We start from the raw sequence: 25,821 nt of genomic DNA on the forward strand, positions 1-25,821 counted from the left end.
GAGTATTACATTGTTAGTCTTGCGTTTTATTTTTTGAAAATAAAAAAGACCATTCCGCAACTATTCATTGTGGAATGGCCTTTTAACTTATTTTAAATCTTCAATTGAGAAAGCACCTGGCAGTAACTGTTCCACAGTCACTTCTTTTTCATCACCTTTTACATTCGTTAGTAATACAGGCATTTTCGGATCACAAAATTCAGCAATAACTTGTCTACAAGCACCACATGGTGAAATAGGTCCGTCAGTTTCTCCTGTAATGACTAAGTAACTAAAGTCGCGCTCACCTTCTGATACTGCTTTAAATATTGCTGTTCTTTCTGCACAGTTACATAAACCGTAAGAAGCGTTTTCTATATTACAACCAGTATAGATTTTACCTTCTTTCGTAACTAATGCTGCACCAACAGGAAATTTAGAATACGGAATATATGCTTTTGACAACATCTTATTTGCTTCTTCGATATATTTTTTCTTATCCATATTATTTCCTCCTCAAAGTAAATGTAATTATGATTAGTCAGTAATAACTGTATGAACTAATTTAGGAGCCACTGCTGTTTCAGCGATAGAAATGTTTTCATAAATTTTAGCTTTTACATCTTCTACATTTTCGCGATTTGCATAAATCGTTACGAACGGCTCGCCTTCTTTTACTGCATCGCCAACTTTTTTACGTAACATTAATCCTACCGCTAAATCGATTTCATCTTCTTTTGTTGCACGGCCAGCACCTAATAACATAGCTGCGATACCGATTTCATCTGCAACAATGTTTGAAATCACACCTGAAGTTTTTGCAGGTACATCAATTACATACTTCGCTTGTGGCATTTTTTCTGGATTGTCTACAATCGAGCTGTCTCCGCCTTGGTTGCTTAAGAACTCTTTAAATTTCTCAGTTGCTTTTCCATTTTTCATCACTTCAATTAGCATTTCACGAGCTTCTTCCAATGTATTTGCTTTTTTCGCAAGTACAACCATTTGGCTACCTAATACAAGTACTAATTCTGTTAAATCTTCTGGACCTTCGCCTTTTAAAGTATCAATTGCTTCCTTCACTTCTAGAGCGTTACCAATCGCAAAACCAAGAGGTTGTGACATATCTGAAATTACTGCCATCGTTTGACGTCCAACATTATTTCCGATACGTACCATTGCATGAGCTAATTCTTTTGCATCTTCTTCGGTTTTCATAAATGCACCAGCACCTGTTTTTACATCAAGTACGATTGCATCAGCACCAGCTGCAATTTTTTTACTCATAATTGAACTTGCAATTAGAGGAATTGAATTTACTGTTCCTGTTACATCACGTAATGCATAAATCTTTTTATCAGCAGGTGTTAAGTTTCCTGTTTGTCCGATAACAGCCACTTTGTCACGGTTTACAATATCAATGAACTGTTCTTTCGTAATTTCAACGTGGAATCCTTCTACCGCTTCTAATTTATCAATTGTCCCGCCCGTATGTCCTAAACCACGACCAGACATTTTTGCTACTGGTACATCTAAAGCAGCGACTAATGGTCCTAATACTAATGTTGTTGTATCACCAACACCGCCAGTTGAATGCTTATCTACTTTAATGCCTTCAATTGCTGATAAGTCGATTGTTTCTCCAGACTCAACCATTGCCATCGTTAAATCTGCACGTTCACGATCCGTCATATCTTTAAAGAAAATTGCCATTGCAAGTGCACTCGCTTGATAGTCAGGAATACTTCCATCTGTATAACCGTTAATAAAGAAATTAATTTCTTCAGTTGTTAATTCTTTTCCATCACGTTTTTTCGCAATAATATCTACCATTCTCATTACAATCACCATTCCTTTTTATATTATATGAATCTGTTAAAATAATAAGCCAACGATTGTTGCTGATAAGAAACTTACTAATGTTGCACCGAAAAGTAATTTCAAACCAAATCTTGCGACTACATTCCCTTGTTTTTCATTTAAGCTCTTAACTGCCCCAGCAATAATTCCAATTGAAGAGAAGTTTGCAAATGAAACTAAGAATACAGATATAATCGCTGTCGTTCTATCTGAGAAATTAAAGTTTCCTTTTGCTAAATCTGTCATCGCAACAAATTCATTTGATACAAGTTTTGTCGCCATAATATTCCCTGCGTTAACTGCTTCATGCCATGGAACACCCATAATAAATGCAAATGGTGCAAATACATAACCAAGAATTTCTTGGAATGAGATACCGATTACACCTTTAAATACTGCATTAATGAATGCGATAAGGGCAACGAAACCGATTAACATAGCTGCTACTGTAATCGCAACTTTAAATCCATCTATAATGTATTCCCCTAATACTTCAAAGAATGTCTTTTTCTCTTCTTCTTGTACTTCTAACATATCTTCTTCTTCAGTAACTTCATACGGGTTAATGATAGAAGCAATAATGAAGCCACCGAATAAGTTAAGCACTAAAGCGGTTACAACATATTGCGGTTTTAATAACACCATATATGATCCAACGATAGACATAGATACTGTAGACATTGCAGATGCACATAATGTATACATTCTTTTCTCTGGCAATAATCCTAGTTGTTTCTTAACTGAAATAAACACTTCAGATTGTCCTAAAATCGCAGAAGCTACCGCGTTATATGATTCGAGTTTCCCCATCCCATTTACTTTACTTAATACTAGACCGATAGATTTCACAATAATAGGTAATACTTTAATGTGTTGCAAAATACCTATTAAAGCTGATATAAATACGATTGGCATTAATACACTTAAAAAGAATGAAAACTCTTTTTGATTTACTAATCCACCAAATACGAAATTCACACCATCAGCCGCATATTTTAATAATTCTCCAAAACCATCTGCTATTCCACTAATTAATATATTCCCTACGCTTGTATTTAATAATAAAAACCCCAAAATGAATTGTAATATAACCATCGTTATGATTGGGCGATATTTGACTTTCTTTCTATCATTACTAGCAAGCCAAGCGATACCTAAAATCAATACGAGGCCTAAAACACCGATTAAGTATTTCATAAGCCGTCTCCTCCCATTCGTATCCGCTTACATTCTTTTCAATTGTTAAAGCAATAGATACACTTTACTTTAAACGTGTATCTATTGCTTTTCACACTTTATTAATTAGTAATTATCTGTAGCACCTTTTGCATCATTTAATACGATTGCAACACTAGCACTTGCTCCAACGCGAGAAGCTCCAGCCTCTACCATTTTGTCTGCATCTTCACGTGTACGAACGCCGCCAGATGCTTTCACGCCAACGTTTGGTCCAACTGTTTTACGCATTAATGCGATATCTTCTGCAGTTGCTCCGCCAGTTGAGAATCCAGTTGAAGTTTTTACGAAATCAGCGCCAGCTTTTACTGATAATTCACAAGCACGAACTTTTTCTTCATCTGTTAGAAGGCAAGTTTCAATGATTACTTTTACAAGAGCTTTTCCTTTTGCTGCTTGTACTACTTCATAAATATCTTTTTCAACGAACTCATTGTCGCCATCTTTTAAAGCACCTACGTTGATTACCATATCAACTTCAGTTGCACCTTTTGCGATAGCATCTTTTGTTTCGAATGCTTTTGTTTCAGTAGTGCTTGCTCCTAATGGGAAACCGATTACAGTACAAACGTCTACATCATGTCCAGCTAATTCTTCAGCAGCTAGCTTTACCCATGTAGGATTAATACAAACTGAAGCAAATTTGTATTGCTTTGCCTCTTCGATTACTTTCATAACATCTTCTTTTGTAGAATTTGGTTTTAAAATTGTATGGTCAATTAACTTTGCAATGTTCATTATCTTCACTCCTCATATCTTTTAACAACTTCATTCTAACCCTTAGTTGAACAAATGTAAATACACTTTTGAACTTTTGTTCATTCTTTTTCAGAAGGGAATTTCTTGTAATACATTGAAAGTAGTATAAGCTTGTAAATAAAGGATGTGAACCACTTGTTTAAGTCAAAATTCTTTATATTCACATTGCTAGTATGCACCTCACTATCCATATTTATTTTTTATAAAAGGGATGTTATTTTCCAAGAAGGAAACCCAGTTCCATTTGCTTTAGCTATGTCTAAGATGGTTATTCAAGATAAAGAAATGGTGGAAGTAGAACCGATAGATAATCAATACCCCTACTTAGTAAAGCGCGGAAAAATGGAACCTTTTATCGATATGATGGAGCAAGATGGATGGAGTTTTGTAGATAGAGATATTATGGCTAACTCACTAATTTTTGAAAAAGGAGATCAATCAAAGAGCGTTCCTTACAAGTACTTTACAAGGTACTACACATTGATTTATTCATACTAAAAATAAAAGGCTTTCTCAAAATTAATATTTTGAGAAAGCCTTTTATTTCTAACCTTTTTGATAATGTAACAATTCTTTCGCTGTATGCTGATCTATAATTAGTACATTTGCATACCCGCCACGTAACGCACCGTCAATTGCTTTTATTTTTCTATTACCACCTGCAACTAAAATAGAACGTTTCTTTAACTTTAACTCTTCTAACTCAATTCCAATTGTACGCTTATTAATTTCTTCACTACTAATATTTCCATCTCCGTCAAAGAAACGTGAACAAATGTCACCGACTGCTTGTTTTTTCAGTAAGCTAGTTTCATCCTTATCTAAATATCCTAATCGGAATAATAACGCTTCATCACGCACTGTTCCGACAGTAAAAATTGCAATATTCGCTTGTTTTCCCATTTCAATAATGTGATGAATATGTCGATCCTGCTCCACTAATTCTTTTGTCACCGCATTATCAAATATAACTGGAAGAGGTAGATTTCTTGGCGTCGTTTGAAAAGCATCTGCAAATAACGCGATCGTTTCATTCGCATATGTATTTACACTTGAGTGACTAATGCCACCTTTTAACTGGACAACCTCTACACCTTTCACATGTTGCGGTACGATTTTCCTAGCGATTTCATACATCGTCATTCCCCAGCTTACACCAACGATATCACCAGTTTTCACTGTCTTTTCCATATACTCAGCTGCATATTTACTAATATACTCAGTAATCGTTGCATATTCTGGCACTGGAGAAAATACAACATGCGCCTCTAACAAGTTGTACTTTTCTTTAAGTAAGTTCCCGACGTTATCTAAATCAGCAAACGGATCAGCTATACTAATTTGAACAAATCCTTTTTCTTTCGCGTACTTTAATAATCTTGAGATTGTCGGTCTTGAGATATTTAATTTGTTAGCAATTTCTTGCTGACTATAATCTGATTGATAATATAATCTTGCAACTTCAACGCTTAATTGTTGTTTATCCTTATCCATAGTAACTCATTACAAACCCTTTCCTGTATTTCCCTTTCGTTACAAGCATTATACAGCTTTATGCAAGAAATTTCGACTCCCTAAATTTCTCTGCCTAAACTTCTACTCCCCTTAGTATATACAGTGAAACTTTAATCAATGGTTTTTTATCCATCCCTTACTTATTATCAGCCCGCCCCCGTAATGTAATTTTTTTCCTTACAAAGCAAACCGGTCAGGTTATTAAGGAACTCATTTTTAAAGTTCAAATTAGATATGGGCATAAAATTAGTATGAAGGTGTGAAGTCAATTGTAAAATGGCAGTTTTAGAATAAGTAAATAAGAGAAATAACCACCATTGATTATTTCTCTTTTCATATACATATTTATTTTTGGAAAAACAACCTAACTCCAAATACTAACAATACTGCGCCAGTAATACCCTCTATTGTACGGTTCACTTTTTCTTTTCTTAAAAAAGTTCTTAATTGACGTATGAGTGAGATATAAAGTAAATACCATATTGCTGTCAAAGTCGTAAATGTGACTCCTAATAAAAGAAATTGGAGGAAATGATTTTGATTACTCACAATAAATTGGGGTAGAAAACTAAGGAAAAACACAGTAGTTTTTGGATTTAAAATCGCCGTAGTAAATCCTTGTCTAAAGCTTTTAAGCGCTCCAATATCCTTAGAGTCCATTTCTACTGAACCTGACATATCTTCTTTTTTATGTAAGGCACTTTTAATTGACTTTACAGCTAAGTAAATTAAATAAAAAGCCCCAGCATATTTTATAAATGTAAATAACATCGCAAATTTCATTAGGATGGCAGAAAGTCCTAGTGTAGCCATTATTGTATGAATCATCATTCCAGATACCGTTCCTAAGACGGTCTTTATCCCACCATTTTTACCATGCGAGATAGTGTTTTTTGTAACTAAGGCAAAACCGGGACCAGGCATTATTATGATTAGGATTGCTGTAAGAATAAATAACAAATAATTTTCCATGTTCTAGTATTTCCTTTCCAATTTTTAGTTTTGCCTATAGTATAGCTTTTTTACTTAAAATATTAAATATAAAAAGCGTGATCAGGAGTTTATCGAGGTTATTAGTATCAATTTGACCAAACATTATCCTAAAGTTACATTGATAAAATGCACGGCAAACTTATGGGTAAAATTACAAGATCGGCTCTCACAAAAAACGGGATAAAAAAAATAAACAGTGGAACTACTCCGCTGTTTATTTCGCCACGCCTTCATGTAATTTTTCTGTATAATCTTTTACATCCTTCCAGCTATCTTTCGCTGTATTTAAATCTTCTTTTATAAAGGTAAATTCTTCAGGGCTGATTCCTTTTACGTTTTGTAGTAAATTGTTATATTTCGCACCTACCGTATACCACTGATTTGATATGTTTTGCAGTGCTGTAATTGCTGCATCAATTGTTTCTGTCATATTAGTCGTTTTATTTTTCACATCTGTCAAAATTGCCACTTCTGCTTGTGCTCCTGAAATTCTATTCTTTAAACTGGCTATTTCTCGTTCTGCATTTGCAATATCTTTTTTCGCAATCGCAATCATCGGTCCGCCAGCAAGACATGTTATTAGCGCTACGCAAAGTACACCACCAGCAATCACCATATCGTTACTCTTTTTGATCGAATCGTTATATGTATTTATTTGTTGCTCTAGAGCTGGAATACCAGCATTCGTACTTGCCAAAATCGCTGTTAATTGATTTGTATCCTCTTTAAAACTATTTGTGTCTTTCGCCATTCTATCGCGAAAAGCTTTCAAATTCCCTAATAATACATCTACCTCATTTTGATTCTTTAAAATGTCCGCATACAACTTTTCTAAATCCGCTTTTAACTTTACGCTATCTTTTTGATCAATCGCTAATAGCATGTCACTATAGTACGCTTGAAAAGTATTGTTGTAATCAATAATATTTTGATCCGTTTTCATAATTTGAGGCTTCATATTATTTAACCAATATGCCGCATTAATTTTTGCATCTTTTTGATGCTGAATCATATTCCCTCTTAAATTACCATTAATTGAACTTATTTTACTCAAATCAGTCTCTTGTTGATTTTGAATTAATTTTGCATATGAATCCATCGCAAATATACTTGATGTCGTTTGCGCCATTACATCTTGGAACCCTGCTGGTCCGAGAGAATAATTTTTCGCATTTTCTTGCAATGTTTTTACGTTTTGTTCCGCTGCAAAAGGATGTAAAGGAAGCACATTACTCGTTGCCACTCCAGCAATCATTATCGTTAAAAGGCATTTTTTATAGAAATTATTACGCATACTTATCACCTATTCTTTTTATGAGGATATGAAACGTTAGAGGTAAAAGAACTCCTGCTCACTACTGAACAGGAGCTCTCTATTTTACAATAATCAATTATCTATACATAATGTTGTAACAGTTTAATTACTATTATGCTTTTTTCGTATCTACTACTTTAATATCTTCAGCATAAATCTTTTCTGCATAGTCTTTAATGTTTTTCCAGCTATCTTTAGCTATATTCAAGTCTTCCTTAATGAAAACAAGGTCGTTTGGACTAATAGAGTCTACATTTTGAAGTAATGAATTATATTTCGATCCCATTGTATACCATTGGTTTGAAATATTTTGCAACGCTGTAATTGCTGTATCAATTGTGTTTGTTAAATACTCAGTTTGTGTTTTAATGTTCGTTAGTCCTGCCACTTCTAATTGGGCAGTTGTAACTTGTCCTGTTATCTTTTGAATTTCTGCCTGTGCATTATCAAGCTCTTTCTTCGCTAATACGATTCCAGCTGTTCCACCACCTACAGCTGCTGTACCACCTGCAATTAATGCGATTCCTAGCGGCGTTCCTGCACCAGTAGCAATAACTACTGCACCACCGATAATTGCAATTGGGCCTAAAGCTGTCGCAACAGATGAACCGATAATAATTGCATTATATTTACTAATTGCTTCATTATACGTTGTAATTTGATTTTGCAGAAGCGGGATTCCAGCATCTTGACTAGCCAAGATAGATGTAATTTGATTTGCATCTCCCTTGAAATTTTGAGTATCCGACGTCATTTTATTTCGAAATTTCTTTAAGTCTTCTACTAACTTATCTACTTGCGCTTTATTTTCAGTAATACTACTTGATAATCTAGTTAGACCTTTCGTAAGAGTTGCTTTATCCTTTGCATCAACCGCAGCAACTAAAGTATCATAATAGTTTTGGAATTTCGTATTGTAATTAATAATATTTTGATTCGTTGAAATAAGCTGTGGCTTCAATACATCTAGCCATTGTTGTGCATTCCCTCTAGCTGTATCTTGATGCTGAATCACTTTACCTTTTAAAGCTGCATCAACTGACGATACATTACCAAAGTTAACATTACCTTGTTTAATAATTGTTAAAGCGTACAGATCCATTACTAAAGCGTTTGAACCTGTTCTTTCCATTGCATCTTTCAGGCCTTCTGGTCCTAATGAATATTCTTCGTAGTCATTATAAGCTTTTGCTACAGCATGAACTGGAGCTTGTTTCACTGTACTTTCAGCTGCATACGTATGGGCCGGCATAATATTCCCTGCTGCAAATACTGCCATAAGTGCTGATAGAGCCATTACTTTATAAGGTTTTTTTGTCATTTTTCTTCTCTCCCTATATCGCTAATTATTTTTCTGTTTAATGTATTTCAACGTTTGTAACGTAATCTTCAAATTGATTTGTTTGCTTATTCATTTCATCACTTACTTTTTTAAGTTGATTGAAATGTTTTTGAAGTAAACTACTGTCTGTATACGTGCCTTCTTCAATATTTGTTTGAATTTGGATCATATTATTATTTAAAACTTTCCAATCCGTTAATAACGTTTCTAAAGTTGTAATTTGGCGATCAATTAGTTCTGTAAAGCTACTTACTTGATCTTCAACAAATGTAATTTGAGTCGCCTCTAATTCAGTTTGTGATAACTTCTGAATAAGCGGTAATAACTCTTTTTGTTTTTGCTGAATACGAAGAGCTGCTTCCCTCGTTTGACTATCTGCAGCATTTACAATTTCATTACTTAAAGTACCGATAGAAACAAAGTCGATTGTTTTCGTTTGTGCAGTTTGATTTGTGATTGTAAATACTTGTTTACCGATATTAATAGAACCTTTAATAATTTCTTGCGGTCTATTCAAAATAGTAGTTAATTCAGCTTGAATTTCCCCTTGAATTCTTTTAATATCTTCTCTTAATTTCACAATATCTCCACTTGATCCTTGAAGTGTTTTTATTGCCTCATCAGCTTTAATTGATAAGTTGTTACTATCTTTGTCTAATACCGTTTTAAATCGATTTAACTCTAATAAATCTTGCTCCATACTCTCTTGAATGCTTTGGACTTGCAATTGTAATTTTCCATATGCGTTTGTAAAATCTGCTTTTGCCTGTTCATCTTCATTTACTTTTCCTGCTAGTTCATAGAGCTTACTATAATAACTATTAAATCTTGTGCTGTATCTCATCATTTCTTGATTTAAGTCGATTAGCTTCGGATTATATTCATCAATCCACTCTCGTACATTCGTTTTTGCAAATTTTTGATGATTCGTTAAACTACTCATAGCGTTTACCTTAATGTCTGGCTGTTGCAAAATAACTAATCCGTATGCTTGTATAAGTGGTGACTGTGACCCTAACATTCTAATTGAATTGGATAATGTGTTTGGAGCAATTACATTTTGCGCATATACTGTTTTCACTTCTGTTTGCCCCTCTTTAGCGTAAGCGCTTACAGGAACGAAGCAACTCGTAGATACTGCTGTAACCAATAACCCTGTAATTAAAGTCTTTTTCACTTTAACTCCTCCTATGTATTAGCAACTATTACTATCGCATTTTATTATTCTATTTTCTTACAAATGATTTGAGATGGTTAAAAATAGAGAACGTTCTCACCGTGAGTCATGTACGAACCACCTCTCTCAAACTTTATTTCTACAGTACTTACTTATTGTTATAAAACAATTCATAACTTTTCATATGTGCTTAGTATGAATAAAACTGTATAAATTTTCTATTTTATTGCGATTTCCACATTCACACAGTGAATATATTACATGAAAATATTATTCATTTTAAACTAATTAACGTATGAAAGTATGAAATTTCGTTTTGTTTTCATGTAAGTTTTGTACTGTAAGGTCATTTAAACACAGCTATTTATATAACGTAAAGAAGTATTTTAATTCCCTTTATTTTCAAGATCTCATGTCCTTATCCCAAAATAAAATTCAATTCACTTTCTCGATTAAACTATCTATATACCACAACAGGAAACACTACATATTCATAATCATTAAAATTATACTAATATACTTTTCGGATCCATATGCAATTATGCATAGCATATACACAAAAAGGATAACTTCACTTTCGTGAAGTTATCCTTAAAAAATTCCCTTACTTTTTCAAATGATACGGTACTGTCGTAATAACAACATTTCTTTTATAGAGTAAATACGCACGAATGAGTAAACTAGACTGATTATGAAGAATGTTATGCCAACCTTTTTTCGGAATAAACTGTGGTATAACGACCGTAACTCGGTAATTTGATTCACTCGCTTTATATTGCACTGTGTCAATAAATTTTGTAAGCGGCTGAATAATGCTTCTATAATGAGAATGTAATGTAACAAGCCTTACTTCAGGTTGCCACTTCTCCCATTTCTCTTCAAATTTCTTTTCCTCTTCTCTGTCAAAAGCAACATATACAGCGATAACTTGATCTGCAGAAAGAGCCTTAGCATAGTTCAATGAATTTTCTACTACATGAGTCATACCAGCTACAGGAACGACAATTACATTCCCTTCAATCGGAACAAGTGGTTCGCAAGTTTTTAAACTTAATTGATCGCCCACTGCATCATAATGCTTCTTAATTCGATGGAACAAGAAGATAATGAAAGGTAAGAAAATAAGGATTGACCAAACTTGTGCGAACTTAGTTAAAAAGAACATGCTCATAACGATAAAACTAATGACTGCACCAATTAAATTAACCGTTAATCTTAAAGCCCATCCTTCAGGCTTTTCACGAAGCCATTTTAGTACCATTCCAGTTTGAGAAAGTGTAAACGGAATAAATACCCCTACTGCATATAGCGGAATCAAGTGTTCTGTTTTCCCCTGAAAAGCTACAATTAAAATAATCGAAGAAATCCCAAGTATAATAATACCGTTTGAATAACCTAGGCGGTCTCCTCTAATCGTAAACATTCTCGGTATGAACTTATCTTTTGCAAGATTAACTGCTAATAGCGGAAATGCAGAATAACCTGTGTTAGCCGCAAGAATTAATATTAAAGCTGTTGTACCTTGTATGAAATAGTACATGAAATTACGTCCAAAAGTTTGTTCAGCAATTTGTGAAACGACTGTTACTTCCTTACTTGGATTAATTCCGTAATAATAAGCCAAAAAGACAATTCCAGAAAATAAAACTGCAAGTAATGCACCCATTGCAAGCAATGTTTTCGCTGCATTGTTAGGTGCAGGATCTTTAAAGTTTGGAATTGCGTTAGATATCGCCTCAACACCCGTTAATGCAGAGCTACCTGATGCAAACGCTCTTAACAGTAGAAATAAACTAATTCCTGCAACTGGTGTTCCAATTGGCGAATGTAGCGTAGGTGAAACGTGACCAGTCAAAATATTATATATTCCTACACCAATTAATATAAATAATGCTACAACGAATAAATAAACCGGATATGCTAAAACGGAAGCTGATTCCGTTACGCCTCTTAAATTTAAGATGGTAATCAATATGACAAATATAATCGCAATGATTACATTATGTGCATGTAAACTAGGAAAAGCTGATGTGAGCGCATCTGTACCTGCGGACACACTTACTGCAACCGTTAAAATGTAATCAACTAATAAAGATCCTCCTGCTATTAAGCCTGGATTCATCCCTAAATTCTCTTTTGATACAACATATGCCCCGCCGCCATGAGGGTAAGCAAAAATAATTTGTCGATAAGATAAAATAAGAGCTGTCAATAATACTAATACCCCAATAGCAATCGGAATGGAATACCAATAAGCTACTGCTCCAAGACCTGCTAAAGCAATTAAAATTTGCTCTGGTCCGTATGCAACCGATGACAATGCGTCAGAAGATAAAATTGCTAGCGCCTTCGTTTTATTAAGCTTTTGCTCTCCTAACTCAGTTGATTTTAACGGCCTTCCAATTAAAAACCTTTTGATAGATGAAACCAACGCTGTCCACTCTCCAATAATTTTGCACGAATTTTTCTGCTAATTACAGCGGATAAACTATTTCTTCAGAAAACAAAAAATGTCTACAAGCCATAATGAAATAGACTTGTAGACATTATTTTTTTTGTCGCACAAGCTCCACCTTCCTTCTCAATATAACGCTTACGAGGTTAGCTGTCGGATTCGGGCCTATGAGTAGCCCTACCTTTTTCAAGGATTCACCCCATTGGATTATGTACTAATCCATAAGAACGGGTCCCCCGCACCATGCGGCTTCAGCGATTTAGAAAATTGAAACTGTGGATTATAATACTCCTTTATTTTTAAAAAGTAAACAAAAATTTTAAAAAAGAAAAAAATTAAAACGATTGCGCATAATCCACCGAAAAATATACATAATGAATACTAAAAATCCACAAAGGAGACCCGTATGTCTAAAGAAAAGAAGCCTATTTTTTCCGATTCCTATTTAGATGCAGTAGCAAATGAAATTAATCAGCTATATGGTAAACGTGAAAGAGAACGAAATACGACAGATAAACCGAAAAGAAACGAATAAATTGTCAAAAAGAAACAAAAAAAAGGATAGCAACATTTATATTTTGCTATCCTTTACTCTTTTTCATACCATTTCTTTAGTAAAAATCATTTTTTCATATACCTTTAAATTTTGATACACAACACTTAATAAAGGCACATCTATAGACATTTCCTCTGCTAATTTCAATAAGTATCCTTGTAAATGCTTCCCTTCAATGAGCGAACCTTTTTCCATATCCCGTTGCATAGATGACTTCATATCATACGAAATTTTATCAATCGTTTTCATATGTTCCTGGGCGATATTGTCCTTAACTGGAGCCCCCATAGATTTCATGATTTGCACTGATTCTTCAAATAAGTTCCTAATAAATTCTCGGCCTCCATCACTCTCACGAATCGGTCCTATCGGCGCACGCATTAATGTTGTCACACCTGACATTACGGTGATAAATAAATATTTATGCCACATATCTTGCACAATATTTTCACTTAAAACAAAACTAGCTTTTGTATCTGCAAATATTTTAGAAATAAGCTTTATTCTCTCTGAATCTTGAGGCTTAATTTCCCCAAATACAAGTCTGTTGGCAACACTAGTTTGTACGATTTCTCCTTGATCGTTTAACGTCGTCTCGATAAAGCATAAACCGCCAATTACTTTTTCCACGCCGAATTCCTTTTGTAATAGTGTTAAATGAGCGATACCATTTAACACTGGAATTATTACTGTATTCTCTCCTACAAATGGTTTCAAATCTGTTATTGCCTCGTTTAGGTGATACGCTTTTGTTGAGAATAAAATCACATCAAATGGAGTGGTAATATCTTCTTTCGTTATTAGCTTCGGTTGAAATGAAAAATCGCCGTTAATACTTCGGATAACAAGACCTTTTTCCTCTAATTGTTCTTTCCGTTTACTACGTACGAGAAAAGTTACATCTTCTCCCTTTTCGGCAAGTCGTCCACCAAAAAAACCTCCAACGCCTCCAGCTCCTAATACTAAAATACGCATAATACATCCCCCTTTTCAAAACACAATTCTACTCCTTTTAGTATACATAACATTATACATGTCACCTAATAAATAAGCTGAATTTTCATTCTTAATTATATAAAAATCCCGTGGTTATTTTTTAGCAGATTAGGGCATGTTGTTTCTATAGCTTACATTGAAAGGAAACAATATAAATGGAGGCAATACAAACGATCGAAGAAAAATATGTATCAACAGCTATTTTTCAATTTATTTTCCCATTTTCGTTCAAAAGTGGATATGAACAAAATATGTTCCCTTTCTTACAAAAAAATGATTTCCGGCCCTTTCGACTCGATCATCTTGAAGATGAAAATACATATTACGGGGAGTTTCATGTTTCACATCAAAATATGGAAGCATACTATCTTTCATTTACGAATAAAATTCTCTTCCCTCATTCTGAGCATCAAAAAGGATTACAGCGCTATTCTAAAGATCTCAATTTAAACGGCCATTTAACAACAAATCTTATCTCTGTCCCATTCACAGTGCACTCAATTGATGTAACACTTTGTCCTTATGAACTTGGGTTTCTAACAATCCGAACAGAAGTTAACATCTCTCCAAATATGACATTATCAGAAGCAATAGAATTCGCTGCACGATTCCGCGTACTTGAAACGAGAGATGAAATGGACGAAAGCATTTGCATAACATGTGCGGGGAAAAAATATTCCCAAGTTGAAAAGTTCATTTTCGGTTATTTATTTAACGGTTTAACAGATTTTTTTGAAAAGAAAAGATTAAGAAGTTCTTACTTTCAAACTTTTCCTTTTTTTGAAGACCAAAGAATGTACGTGCAAACTTTGTTATCGCTAAAACAACATATGGAACTTAACGTTATTGATGTTTATCGTACTTCCAGTCTTTCTGGATTAACAAGTGATGGTAAACCGTATGTAAGTGCGAACAATCTCCCTTATATAAATGATTACTTGAAACAGCACGCCTATCAAAGGTGGGCTCCTAATCGTTATTTCATAATGGAAGAACATATTTTCACATGTATTACGAACGAAGATGATAATAAAATAGCTAAACTTGCTAGCCAAATGTATGGGGAGTTTTATTACGCTTTATTATTAAACTTATTCCATAAAATTGTATTGTTAAAAATGGCAAACGCTTATGCTGAACTAAATATTGAACAAGATACAAATGAGATAGAAAAGTTAATTTACTCTATTAATTCGTTTACAGCTAATTATTTTTCTTTAGAGTTAGTATCTCAGTCACAAAGTGAAGATATTTTCTTTCGTTTAAGAAAACTTTTCAATATTGAAATACTGTTCACGAATGCGAAACAAAATCTTGATGGCTTGTTTAAATATCAAGAAAATGTTGCATCTAAAAAAGATAGCCTTTTATTATTAATTTTAACTCTCTACTCTGTAGTGGGCCAAATGTTTGGATTTACACTAATTGATCTTATAGGAAAAAAAAGTGAGGGGCATGTAGTTTCTTATACTCCTCTTGAATATTTCGCCCTATTTTTATCTATTAGTGGGATATGTATATCTCTAATTTTAGGTGCTCACAGTTTATATCAATGGGCGATGCAACATAAAAACCGAAAAGCATGGGTAAAACAAACTGTACTTTCTGCCGTTAAAGAAAAAGAAGATAAGAATTAAAGACGATTATTTTCAAATTACAAATTCATGGCGCGCTTCAGTAAATGAAATTTTTATCAGCGATTTTCCGAATATATCGGCGCAACTCAAAATATATCAGCGATTTTTTAAATATATCGACTTACCGACAAAAATTGACAAAAAAGAAGTTACTCTAAGATAAACTTTGGAGTAACTTCTTCTCGTTTTTGTTAAACTAATTCCGCTTACTTACCTGCTTCGATTTTTTCTAATGTAGCAGCTACTTGCTCTTCAGTTAATTCGTGTTGCACGATATAACGATTACGTGGGTGTACACGACATTCATGAGAACATGCACGTAAATGTTTTGCTTCACTTTCTTCAGAACATAAAATTTTCTTGTTACATTCAGGGTTTGCACAGTTTACATAGCGCTCACAAGGTTCACCTGTAAAATGATCTTTACCAACGATAACGTGCTCTTTTTGGTTTACTGGTACAGCGATACGCTCATCAAATACGTAACATTGACCATCCCAAAGTTCACCTTGTACTTCTGGATCTTTTCCGTACGTTACAATTCCGCCATGAAGCTGGCTTACATCTTCATAACCTTCGCGAACTAACCAACCTGAGAATTTCTCACAACGAATTCCCCCTGTACAGTACGTTAAAATCTTTTTACCTTCAAGTGTTTCTTTATTTTCTCTAATCCAATCTGGTAATTCACGGAATGATTCAATATCTGGTTTAATTGCACCTTTAAAGTGTCCTAAATCAAATTCATAATCATTTCGTGCATCAATAATAACTGTATCTTCTTGTTTCATTGCCTCATAAAAATCTTTTGGTTCTAAATACTTCCCAGTAATCTCTTTCGGGTTAATGTCGTCTTCTAGACGAAGTGTAACTAACTCTGAACGAGGACGTACGTGCATTTTCTTGAATGCATGTTCATCCGCCTCATCAATTTTAAACACGATTCCAGCAAAACGTGGATCATTATTCATCGCTTCCACGTATTTTTCTGTTTGCTCAACAGTTCCAGAACAAGTTCCGTTAATTCCTTCTGTCGCTACAAGAATTCTTCCTTTTAACTCAAGTGATTTACAAAATTCTAAATGCTGTTCAGCAAATTCTTCTGGATTTTCAATTGTTGTGTACATGTAATACAGTAATACTCTATATGGTTTTGTAGTTGCCAATGTATTTCTACCACCTATCTAAATTTTAAAATCATGTATAAGTTAACGTTCATATCAAAACATATATAATAAGAAAATACATACTAAATTGTACTTAGCCTATTTTCTTCTATTTACAATTTTTTCTACAAGTTAACAAAAATAAAAACAAGATTACAGAACAAAACACTACGGTTAGGTTGTAATCCCAATATATTATATATCATACAATTTCATTTCCATCAATTAATATGCTGTAATATAAGCTGTATGTTCACATAAATTTCAAAAATAGCCCTATAATTTATTATCTTCTCCCTTATTCATCAACCATAAACTCCCAAAATATTTTTGCATCGTCACACCATTCATTGCACACAGTCATATAATTTGCATTAAGGAAACTTTTATGTTCAAATGAAATTGCCACATCATATATCTAAATGTATTGAAATAATGAGTAAGAATAAAGTGAAACTTTAATCAAGTTAAGATTTCAAAGGGGAATACTACTATGAATAAAGATATAACAAAAGATAAACAAGTCCCTTCTCAAAGTACAACAGTTCAATCAGCCCATTTAGCGTTAAGTGGACAAACAAAAGGCTTTAAAAGACTGTTACCATTCTTAGGACCTGCTTTTATCGCATCAGTTGCTTATATTGATCCTGGGAACTTTGCTACAAATATCGCAGCTGGATCACAATATGGGTATTTATTGCTTTGGGTAATACTCGCTTCTAATTTAATGGCTGTATTAATTCAAACTTTATCAGCTAAATTAGGAATCGCTACTGGGAGAAATCTTCCTGAAGTAGCTCGCGAAAACTTCCCCAAACCAGTTTCCATCGGTTTATGGATTCAAGGTGAACTCGTTATTATGGCTACAGATTTAGCAGAATTTATCGGGGCAGCACTTGGATTGTATTTATTATTTGGAATTCCGATGTTACCAGCTGCTTTAATTACAGCAGTTGGATCATTTATTATTCTTGAATTTCAACGCAGAGGCTTTCGTCCATTAGAAGCTATCATAACAGGTATGATTTTTATCGTTGTTATCGCTTTTGGTATCCAAGTCTTTTACGCAAAACCGGAATTAAGCCCTCTACTCTCAGGACTTTTCACTCCAAAATTCCAAGGTGTAGATAGCATCCTTTTAGCAGCTGGAATTTTAGGTGCGACAGTAATGCCGCACGCGATATATTTACATTCGGCCTTAACGCAGCGCCGTGTAGTCGGAACAAATGATGAACAAAAGAAAAAGATTTTCCGCTTCGAATTCATCGATATTATTATTGCAATGGTTATCGCTGGAGCAATTAATGCAAGTATGTTAATTGTAGCAGCTGCACTATTCTTTAAAAACGGCTTGCACGTTGAAGACCTTGATGTTGCTTTTAACCAGTTCAGTAATTTAGTCGGTCCTGTATCGGCTGCATTATTTGGAATTGGACTTTTATCAGCAGGTTTATCTAGTTCTTCTGTTGGTACGATGTCTGGTGATATTATTATGCAAGGATTCATTCGAATGCATATTCCGTTATACTTACGCCGATTTATAACAATGATTCCGCCTCTCGTTATTATCGCTTTAGGTGTAAATCCAACTTACGCTCTCGTTATGAGTCAAGTTGTCTTATCGTTCGGTATTGCCTTTGCATTAGTACCACTTATTATGTTTACAAGTAATAAGAAGATTATGGGCGCACTCGTCAACCATCGCATTACAACATTTATCGCGTGGTTAATCGCTGCACTTATTATCGCTTTAAATATTTTCTTACTGTATCAAACATTTGTAGGTTAATAAAAAAGGGTATTCCAAATTTAATTTGGAATACCCTTTTTGGATGAAATGATTTCCTTCTACTTACCACTTATGTATGTCCCTCTTTCTGGCATTATCGCACCTTTTTCAGTTCGAAAATAAAGTGGTAATCCTTCCGAAAGAAATATGCTCACCTTAGATGGATCCTGCCTTTGATGATGAATATGTAAATGCGGCTCACTTGAACTTCCTGAGTTACCGACTTGGGCAAGAAATTCTCCTTCATTTACATGTTCGCCTTCCCTCACTTTAATTGATCCTTTCTTTAAATGGGCAAGAAACAAAAATGTACCTGTTTCATCCAGTCGTAAATAAATATGATTTCCCGCCATCGATTGAAAATCATCCGATCCCGGAACTAAATCTATTTCATCATTTTTAATTGATACAACTGTCCCAGAAGCTGGTGCCATTACTTTCGCTCCATATATTCCATAATCCTCTAACTTACTACTTTTCACTTCAGCAGGTGGAATGAGAATATCGTATGCCCATCGTTCATTTGGTTTTATAACGTGATAGTTCGTTTCTAATTTATCGCCGCCCCAACCTATCAATGCTCGTTCATTCAAAGGAAAACGAACGACTACTTTAGGACTCATAGACTGTACATCTACTGGGTATGCAATTCTCCCAATGTTAGCGAACCACCCCACGGGCCAAGCTCCAATGGTAGAAAACAGAACTATTAATAGTAGCGTTCCATCTATCCGCTTTCTAAAAATGCCTTTCCAAACAAACATTACTGCTGAGCCTATTAAGAGACAAACTGAAATTACACTAAAAGCCTGTATAATCCACCACACAAAGACTGATGTAACGCCATTACCTAAATAAACTAAACTCCAACTTATAATTAAAAAAGCAACTATAATCGCTAATAAAAATCTCTTCCACATGCTGTATCCCTACTCTCCTATCTTTGTTCCCCATGATACGAAGTAAAAATTACGACATATGAAAGAAATACTTACGACTTTCTTACATTTCTTTATACCGCGGTAAAACGATAGTGAAAACCGTTTCTTTATCGTTACTACGTACAGTGATATCTCCTTTATGAAGTTCCGCTATACTTCTCGCAATTGCAAGCCCCATTCCTTTTCCACCCGTATGAGAGCTACGTGATTTTTCACCACGATAAAACTTTTCAAAAACGTAAGGAAGGTTCTCATTCGGAATGCATTGTCCAAAATTTTTAATTTCTATTTCAACATTCATATCTCTTTTAGAAACTTGAATTAAAAGCTCCTTTCCGTCTTTCCCATACATAATACTATTACTAATTACATTTTCGAATAGCCTCACCATAACCGCTACATCCATTTCCACATGTAACACCTTATCACCTTTAATACAAAAGCTCATATCGGCATCATCTAGTTGTGGTACAAAATCAATCATGATTTGTTCAATGAACGCTTTCATATTTACTACACTTTTATGTAATTCGATCTCTCTATAATTTATTTGACAATATTCTAATAAATCATCTACTTGATTTTTCAATTCATAACTTTTTCGCTTTAATATACTTACATACTGTTCACATTCTTCTCTATTTGAATGCAGCTGATTTCCTAACAGGTCCGCGTAACCTATTAGGGATGTTACAGGTGTTCGTAAGTCATGAGAAATATTACTAATCATTTCATTTTTCATTTCTTGCGATTTTTTTTCATTCTCTATAGACTCTTTTAAACTTTTGGCCATTCTATTAACATTCGCTGCTAATTCACCAATCTCGTCATTTTTTGAAATAGGTATATGTATTTCAAAATTACCATTACTTATTTCCTTCAGACTCTTGTTAATTTCAGATAATCTTTTCATCGTTGTTTTTGTCATGAATGCAAAGTATATTGTAGTAAAAATTAAAAAAACTATTAAATATAAAAATGAATATTTTTCCTCTAACGCAGTAACATGACTATATATATTTCCAATTGCAATTTGAAACGCTATTATACTTACAGTTGCTAACAAAATGCTACATATGAATGCGATAAAAAACTTAGCTCTCATGCCTTGTAATGATTTAATCTTCAATTTTATATCCGACTCCCCAAACATTTTGAATAAACTTCGGCTCTTTTGGATTCTCTTCAATTTTATTTCTTAATCTTGCAATATGAACCATTACTGTATTATTACTTTCATAGGCCCTTTCTTTCCAAACGCTTTCATATATTTCTTCAATAGTAAACACACGATTCATTGCAGCGGCCATTAAGTATAAAATATCATATTCAGTTTTCGTAAGATTGATTGTTTCTCCATATAACATTACTGTTCTCGACACTTCATCTATTTCTAAACCTCTAATGTTTATTTCCTTTTTTATTACTTGAACAGCATTTTGATTGAAATATGTATACCTTCTTAATTGAGCTTTCACTCTTGCTATAAATTCAATTGTACTGAACGGCTTCACAATATAATCATCTGCCCCAGTACTAAATCCAACGACTTTATCTATGTCCGATGATTTCGCGCTTAAAAACATAATTGGTAAACTATATTTCTCTCTTATCCTTCTACACAATTCAATCCCATCCATTTGAGGCATCATAACATCAAGGATAGCAAGTTGAACATCATTATTATTCAATACCTCTAACGCCTCTTCTCCGTTGTCAGCACTAAAGACAGTAAAACCTTCTTGTTTTAAATTTTCATTAACGAATCGAATAATATCTCGATCATCATCTACAATTAAAATTGAGTTTTTCTCCATATCTAAACCTCTTTTTGAAATATATTCCACAATTAATTTTAACATAAATCAAAATCATCATTACACCTTGAATAATCTTTATTTTCAGATTAAATTATATAATAACAACACATTCTAGTTTCAGAAGAAATGGAGTGAAGGCATGTTTCCTATATTAAAAACCAACCGGCTCATTTTACGAGAACTTACCGAAGAAGATGCACCGAGTATATTACAGTGCTTTTCTAATACCGATGTCCTGCGCCATTATGGCCAAAAACCATTGCAAAATTTGGATCAAGTAAAGCAAATCCTTAATAATTTTAAGTTGGGTTACAATGCAAGAAGCGGCATTAAATGGGGAATCGAATTAAAAGACAAGAAAGGTCTCATTGGAACAATTGGTTTTCATGATTGGTCTTCCGAACATAAACGAGCAAATATAAGTTATGCCTTTTTCCCTGAACACTGGGGAAATGGATATGCGACTGAAGCGGTTTCTGAAGTTATATCATACGGTTTCCACACACTTCATTTAAAACGTATCGGAGCAATTGTCTTTCTTGAAAATGAGGCTTCAAATAAAGTGCTATTAAAATTAGGTTTTGAAAAAGAAGGAGTTCTAAAAAACTATATGTATCAAGATGATATCCCCTATGATACGAATTTTTATTCTTTATTAAAATCGGTTTAATAGATATAATTCCAAAAAAAGAAACCTCACTTTTAAAAGTAAGGTTTCTTTTTTGATTAATAGTTTTACTTATTATCGATATAAGCATTCTTATAAGTATAAACGCCACCAAATTGATGCTTTTCAATTCCTTTTACATAATCCCTTTGTACATAAGCGGAACCAATATGATAAAGCGGCGCTACCGCAGCGTCCTCTAATATGACCTGCTCAGCTTCTCGCAACGCTTCCCATCTTTTCTTTTGATCTAGTATAAGATCATTTTTAGCTTTTTTTATTAGCTCATCGTAATGAGGATTAGAATAATTCATTTTATTATTTGGATTACTTGTCGTAAATAGCTCTAAATAACTAATTGGATCTTTATAATCTGGTCCCCAATTTACCATAGATATATCGTAATCACCTGTTTGTTCTAATTGTAACTTTTGCTTAAATGGCTGTTGTTTAATTTGTATCGCGAGTCCATGCAAATTCTTCTCTAAGTCACCTTTTATATATTCCGCCATACGTTTTGCGTTATCTTGTTCAAACGTTAAAAACTCGAGTTTTATTTGTTCTACTCCAAGTTCTTTTTTCGCTTCTTCCCAAATCTTTTTCGCTTTTTGTAAATCATATGGAGAAATATCTCCGTTTTCTTTTCTAAAATCTTTGCCAGTCTCTTCATTTATATGACCAACTGGTACAAGTCCACTTGCTGATTTTGCCCCGTTATTAATAAAGTGAGTAACAAAATCCTTCTTATTTAACGCCAATGAAATAGATTGACGTACTTTCTTATTTGCTAACGCATTATTTTTTTCATTAAAACGGAGCATTGCAATTCCAGGATCGCTCGACATATGCAATTGCTTATTCCCTTTATACTTGTCTACAAATTGAGAATTAATTGGTACTCGATCCAAATCGCCAGCTTCATATAAATTTACTGCTGTCATTGTATCCTTCACAATTTGAAAGTTTATTTCTTCTAATTTCACTTTCTTTTTATCCCAATATGTATCATTTTTCTTTAATTGAAATTCTTGTTCATGCTTCCATTTTTCTAATACAAATGGGCCGTTATATATGAGATTACTAGGTTCCAATCCATAATTCTTTCCTTGTTCTTTTAAAAATGATTCGTGCTGTGGTAAGTATATAGGTAACGCTAACAACTGTAAAAAATACGGAATTGGCTGTTCTAGTTCAACTTCTAACTTATAATCATTTATGACTTTAACCCCAAGTTCATCAAGAGGCATTGTTCCCTTATTTATTTCTTTCGCATTTTTTAAATAAAAGAGCATGTATGCATATTGAGATGCCGTTTCATGACTTACCGCCCGTCTCCACGCAAACATAAAATCATTGGCTGTTACACTGTCTCCATTTGACCATTTTGCATCTTTACGCAAATCAAATGTATATTTTTTACCATCTTCACTTCTTTCAAACGATTTTGCTACTGCTGGAATAGGCTGATCTTGATCATCTAATACATACAACCCTTCAAATATGTTTTGCATAACGTGCGCTGACGTACCATCCATCGTTTTCGCAGTATCAAGAGAAGGAATTTCTTCTGATACCGTTACATTTAATACTTGTTTTTTTGCCTCTGTGTCACTTTTATTCGCTTTATTATTACAAGCTGTTAATAATAAAGTTGTAACAAGTGCCATTACCATTAAATGGCTCTTTTTTCGCTTCATGAGTTGTTCTCCTTAAAAATATAATATTGTAAAACGTTATATATTATAGCAGAAATACTAACAGAAAGATGCGACATTCTTTTGAATATTTATTCGTTCAAGAAAAAAAGCTATCCTTTTAAAAAAGGATAGCTTTCTCAACTGATATATAAATACCTATCTTTGTAAACCTCGTTTATAACGACTTGCTTCGAATATAATACGCTCTTCATCTAATGTTTTACATTCACCATTCCAAACGACACGTTTACCATTAATAATTACATCGCTAATATCTTTTCCACTAGCTGCATACACAAGATGTGACAACACTTCATCTGCCGGTTGTAAATGCGGCTTATTAGATGGGTCAATCGTAATAAAATCAGCACACTTACCAACCTCAAGTGAGCCCGTTTGTTTCATCCCGATTACTTCAGCAGCTCCTTTAGTCGCAAGTGTAAGAGCTGTTTCAACTGGTAATGCTGTTGCATCTTGATGAATACCTTTTTGTAATAAAGTCGCTATGCGCATTTCTTCAAACATATCTAAATTGTTGTTAGACGCTACACTATCTGTTGCAATTCCTACTTTCATTCCTGCTTCTAGCATCGCTTTTACATTTGCTATACCAGAACCTAATTTTAAATTACTATTCGGGTTATGAGCTACTCGAACATCATGTTCTGCTAAAAATGCACGCTCATTTTCATTTAATACTACACCGTGCGCAATAACTGTTGGGCGTTTAAACAATCCGCAACTTGCTGCATATTCTACTGGACGCTTCCCATACTGTGCTTCAATATCACGTACTTCACGCTCTGTTTCAGAAAGATGAATATGAACCATCGTTTGATTTTCTACTGCAATACGTGCGCATTCTTCTAACAGTTCTGTGGAACATGTATATGGACTATGCGGTGCAACCATCGTAGTTAACATACCACTTTCGTTATAGTAACGCTTCACATATTTCTCAGCTTCTTCAATTGCTTTCTTTTCATCATCTTTCGTTCCGAAGCTAAATAAAGTTCTTGAAACAGCAGCACGCATTCCACTCCTTGATACCGTTTCCATAATTGCATCTTGATCTACTCCAATTGGATTAAACATATCAGAGAATGATGTTGTACCACTTTTCACCATTTCAAGTAATCCTAATTCCGTACTAGCGACCGCAAGCTCTGGAGTAAACTGACTTTCAAGTGGCCAAATTCTCGTCTCAAGCCATGGTTGTAATAACATATCATCGCCAATACCTCTTAAGAGACTCATTACAACGTGTGTATGTGTATTTACAAGCCCTGGTAATACCCACTTTCCTTTCATGTCAATTACTTCATCTACTGCAAAATCGTTAGCGAATTCTCCGCTATTTATATCTATAATTTGATCATTTTCTACAATGATATATCCATTTTCTATCACTTCATTTTGTTCATTCATCGTTGCAATTGTAGCGTTTACATAAGTTGTTTTCAAAAGTATTTCCCCTTTCAACTCTATGAAGTTCCCTTTAATAAGTTACCACCATTATAGTAACTTATTAAAGATTAAGAGTCAAAAGATAATTTGAATTCTTTCATTATCTTTTCCTTCAAAATGCTATATTGTTTTTTATTTGTATCTGCAAGTGCTTCTTCTCGATTAGATTTCACACCCATATAATTCACTTCTTCATTAAATTGTGTCTCTGTAAAATCAAACACCCTTCCATCTATAAGGTTATAAAAGTGCCATACTTCTCCTACTTTCGTTTTTTTAATCTCTCCCCCGTATAAGTCTTGAACAACTAGAGCCGTTACACCACATTGTCCCTTTGCCAGATTTTCGCTCGTCCATTTTGAACTTGTTTCAATCGACCACGATTTTGTTAACATATCATATATTTGTTTTTTCTTCACATTATCCACTCTCATCTTCCCCTGACATTAATAGT

23 protein-coding genes and 1 riboswitch are annotated in these 25,821 nt (G+C 33.9%); of the genes, 5 read left to right on the forward strand and 18 right to left on the reverse strand.

Annotation, left to right across the window (positions count from 1 at the left end; translation table 11 throughout):
• Positions 1-87: 87 nt before the first annotated feature.
• The 4 genes from MR155_RS06435 to deoC form a co-directional block, all read right to left on the reverse strand.
• Positions 88-483, reverse strand: a complete 396-nt coding sequence (locus MR155_RS06435; protein WP_000358532.1) for a cytidine deaminase — start codon at positions 481-483, stop codon at positions 88-90.
• Positions 484-516: 33 nt separating this feature from the next.
• Positions 517-1,818, reverse strand: coding sequence for a pyrimidine-nucleoside phosphorylase (locus MR155_RS06440; protein ID WP_002165965.1), 1,302 nt, complete (start codon positions 1,816-1,818; stop codon positions 517-519).
• A 36-nt stretch (positions 1,819-1,854) separates the two neighbouring features.
• Positions 1,855-3,036 carry a NupC/NupG family nucleoside CNT transporter gene (locus MR155_RS06445; RefSeq protein WP_000876193.1) on the reverse strand — a complete coding sequence of 394 codons (1,182 nt, stop codon included), beginning with the start codon at positions 3,034-3,036 and terminating at the stop codon, positions 1,855-1,857.
• 105 nt (positions 3,037-3,141) lie between these two features.
• Complete coding sequence (deoC, locus tag MR155_RS06450; protein ID WP_002012110.1) at positions 3,142-3,813, reverse strand: deoxyribose-phosphate aldolase; 672 nt, start codon at positions 3,811-3,813, stop codon at positions 3,142-3,144.
• Between the two features lie 156 nt (positions 3,814-3,969).
• On the opposite strand from deoC, the gene MR155_RS06455 reads away from it, so the two are divergent.
• Positions 3,970-4,332 (forward strand): hypothetical protein, encoded by a 363-nt coding sequence (locus MR155_RS06455; RefSeq protein ID WP_002086260.1) that lies wholly within the window; start codon positions 3,970-3,972, stop codon positions 4,330-4,332.
• Between the two features lie 48 nt (positions 4,333-4,380).
• Here the strand turns inward: MR155_RS06455 and MR155_RS06460 are convergent, their stop codons facing one another.
• The 6 genes from MR155_RS06460 to MR155_RS06485 form a co-directional block, all read right to left on the reverse strand.
• Positions 4,381-5,328 (reverse strand): sugar-binding transcriptional regulator, encoded by a 948-nt coding sequence (locus MR155_RS06460; protein WP_002086262.1) that lies wholly within the window; start codon positions 5,326-5,328, stop codon positions 4,381-4,383.
• Between the two features lie 366 nt (positions 5,329-5,694).
• Positions 5,695-6,321 carry a LysE family translocator gene (locus MR155_RS06465; RefSeq protein ID WP_242308781.1) on the reverse strand — a complete coding sequence of 209 codons (627 nt, stop codon included), beginning with the start codon at positions 6,319-6,321 and terminating at the stop codon, positions 5,695-5,697.
• Between the two features lie 235 nt (positions 6,322-6,556).
• On the reverse strand, positions 6,557-7,636 hold the full coding sequence (nheC, locus tag MR155_RS06470) for a non-hemolytic enterotoxin subunit C (protein ID WP_219302001.1): 1,080 nt from the start codon (positions 7,634-7,636) through the stop codon (positions 6,557-6,559).
• A 133-nt stretch (positions 7,637-7,769) separates the two neighbouring features.
• Positions 7,770-8,978: a non-hemolytic enterotoxin NHE subunit B gene (gene nheB / locus MR155_RS06475; RefSeq protein WP_016092835.1), complete on the reverse strand. Its 1,209-nt coding sequence runs from the start codon at positions 8,976-8,978 to the stop codon at positions 7,770-7,772.
• Between the two features lie 37 nt (positions 8,979-9,015).
• The gene (gene nheA / locus MR155_RS06480; protein ID WP_242308793.1) at positions 9,016-10,176 is read right to left on the reverse strand and encodes a non-hemolytic enterotoxin NHE subunit A; all 1,161 of its coding nucleotides are present in this window, start codon (positions 10,174-10,176) and stop codon (positions 9,016-9,018) included.
• 604 nt (positions 10,177-10,780) lie between these two features.
• Positions 10,781-12,607, reverse strand: a complete 1,827-nt coding sequence (locus MR155_RS06485) for an APC family permease (protein ID WP_016103145.1) — start codon at positions 12,605-12,607, stop codon at positions 10,781-10,783.
• A 144-nt stretch (positions 12,608-12,751) separates the two neighbouring features.
• Positions 12,752-12,898: riboswitch (cyclic di-AMP (ydaO/yuaA leader) on the reverse strand.
• Positions 12,899-13,037: 139 nt separating this feature from the next.
• Here MR155_RS06485 and MR155_RS31760 point away from each other — a divergent pair.
• On the forward strand, positions 13,038-13,166 hold the full coding sequence (locus tag MR155_RS31760) for a hypothetical protein (RefSeq protein ID WP_257475393.1): 129 nt from the start codon (positions 13,038-13,040) through the stop codon (positions 13,164-13,166).
• Between the two features lie 63 nt (positions 13,167-13,229).
• On the opposite strand, the gene panE is transcribed toward MR155_RS31760, so the two are convergent.
• A complete protein-coding gene (gene panE, locus MR155_RS06490) occupies positions 13,230-14,162 on the reverse strand; it encodes a 2-dehydropantoate 2-reductase (protein ID WP_113938127.1) in 933 nt (310 codons plus the stop codon).
• 176 nt (positions 14,163-14,338) lie between these two features.
• Here panE and MR155_RS06495 point away from each other — a divergent pair, with 176 nt between their 5' ends.
• On the forward strand, positions 14,339-15,820 hold the full coding sequence (locus MR155_RS06495) for a hypothetical protein (RefSeq protein WP_113938126.1): 1,482 nt from the start codon (positions 14,339-14,341) through the stop codon (positions 15,818-15,820).
• Positions 15,821-16,026: 206 nt separating this feature from the next.
• Here MR155_RS06495 and trhO read toward each other — a convergent pair whose 3' ends face one another.
• Positions 16,027-16,986, reverse strand: a complete 960-nt coding sequence (gene trhO / locus MR155_RS06500) for an oxygen-dependent tRNA uridine(34) hydroxylase TrhO (protein WP_002086277.1) — start codon at positions 16,984-16,986, stop codon at positions 16,027-16,029.
• A 493-nt stretch (positions 16,987-17,479) separates the two neighbouring features.
• Here trhO and MR155_RS06505 point away from each other — a divergent pair, with 493 nt between their 5' ends.
• Entirely contained in the window at positions 17,480-18,775 is a 1,296-nt protein-coding gene (locus tag MR155_RS06505; RefSeq protein WP_113938125.1) for an Nramp family divalent metal transporter, read from the forward strand.
• Positions 18,776-18,834: 59 nt separating this feature from the next.
• Here the strand turns inward: MR155_RS06505 and MR155_RS06510 are convergent, their stop codons facing one another.
• The 3 genes from MR155_RS06510 to MR155_RS06520 all read right to left on the reverse strand — a co-directional run bounded on the left by MR155_RS06510 (position 18,835) and on the right by MR155_RS06520 (position 21,533).
• Positions 18,835-19,695 (reverse strand): M23 family metallopeptidase, encoded by an 861-nt coding sequence (locus MR155_RS06510; protein ID WP_113938124.1) that lies wholly within the window; start codon positions 19,693-19,695, stop codon positions 18,835-18,837.
• An 82-nt stretch (positions 19,696-19,777) separates the two neighbouring features.
• Positions 19,778-20,845, reverse strand: a complete 1,068-nt coding sequence (locus MR155_RS06515) for a sensor histidine kinase (RefSeq protein WP_242308802.1) — start codon at positions 20,843-20,845, stop codon at positions 19,778-19,780.
• Complete coding sequence (locus MR155_RS06520; protein ID WP_016104516.1) at positions 20,835-21,533, reverse strand: response regulator transcription factor; 699 nt, start codon at positions 21,531-21,533, stop codon at positions 20,835-20,837. The genes MR155_RS06515 and MR155_RS06520 overlap by 11 nt, the downstream gene beginning before the upstream one ends.
• Before the next feature lie 142 nt (positions 21,534-21,675).
• Between MR155_RS06520 and MR155_RS06525 the strand changes: the two genes are divergently transcribed.
• A complete protein-coding gene (locus MR155_RS06525) occupies positions 21,676-22,206 on the forward strand; it encodes a GNAT family N-acetyltransferase (RefSeq protein WP_088039196.1) in 531 nt (176 codons plus the stop codon).
• A gap of 65 nt (positions 22,207-22,271) precedes the next feature.
• Here the strand turns inward: MR155_RS06525 and MR155_RS06530 are convergent, their stop codons facing one another.
• The 3 genes from MR155_RS06530 to MR155_RS06540 all read right to left on the reverse strand — a co-directional run bounded on the left by MR155_RS06530 (position 22,272) and on the right by MR155_RS06540 (position 25,795).
• The gene (locus MR155_RS06530) at positions 22,272-23,900 is read right to left on the reverse strand and encodes a peptide ABC transporter substrate-binding protein (RefSeq protein WP_242308804.1); all 1,629 of its coding nucleotides are present in this window, start codon (positions 23,898-23,900) and stop codon (positions 22,272-22,274) included.
• Between the two features lie 156 nt (positions 23,901-24,056).
• The gene (locus tag MR155_RS06535) at positions 24,057-25,382 is read right to left on the reverse strand and encodes a bifunctional S-methyl-5'-thioadenosine deaminase/S-adenosylhomocysteine deaminase (RefSeq protein WP_242308806.1); all 1,326 of its coding nucleotides are present in this window, start codon (positions 25,380-25,382) and stop codon (positions 24,057-24,059) included.
• A 53-nt stretch (positions 25,383-25,435) separates the two neighbouring features.
• Positions 25,436-25,795: a YunG family protein gene (locus MR155_RS06540; protein ID WP_242308808.1), complete on the reverse strand. Its 360-nt coding sequence runs from the start codon at positions 25,793-25,795 to the stop codon at positions 25,436-25,438.
• Positions 25,796-25,821: the final 26 nt, after the last annotated feature.

Origin of the sequence: Bacillus cereus group sp. BfR-BA-01331 (genome assembly GCF_022663915.1) — a bacterium.
GTDB lineage: Bacteria > Bacillota > Bacilli > Bacillales > Bacillaceae_G > Bacillus_A > Bacillus_A mycoides.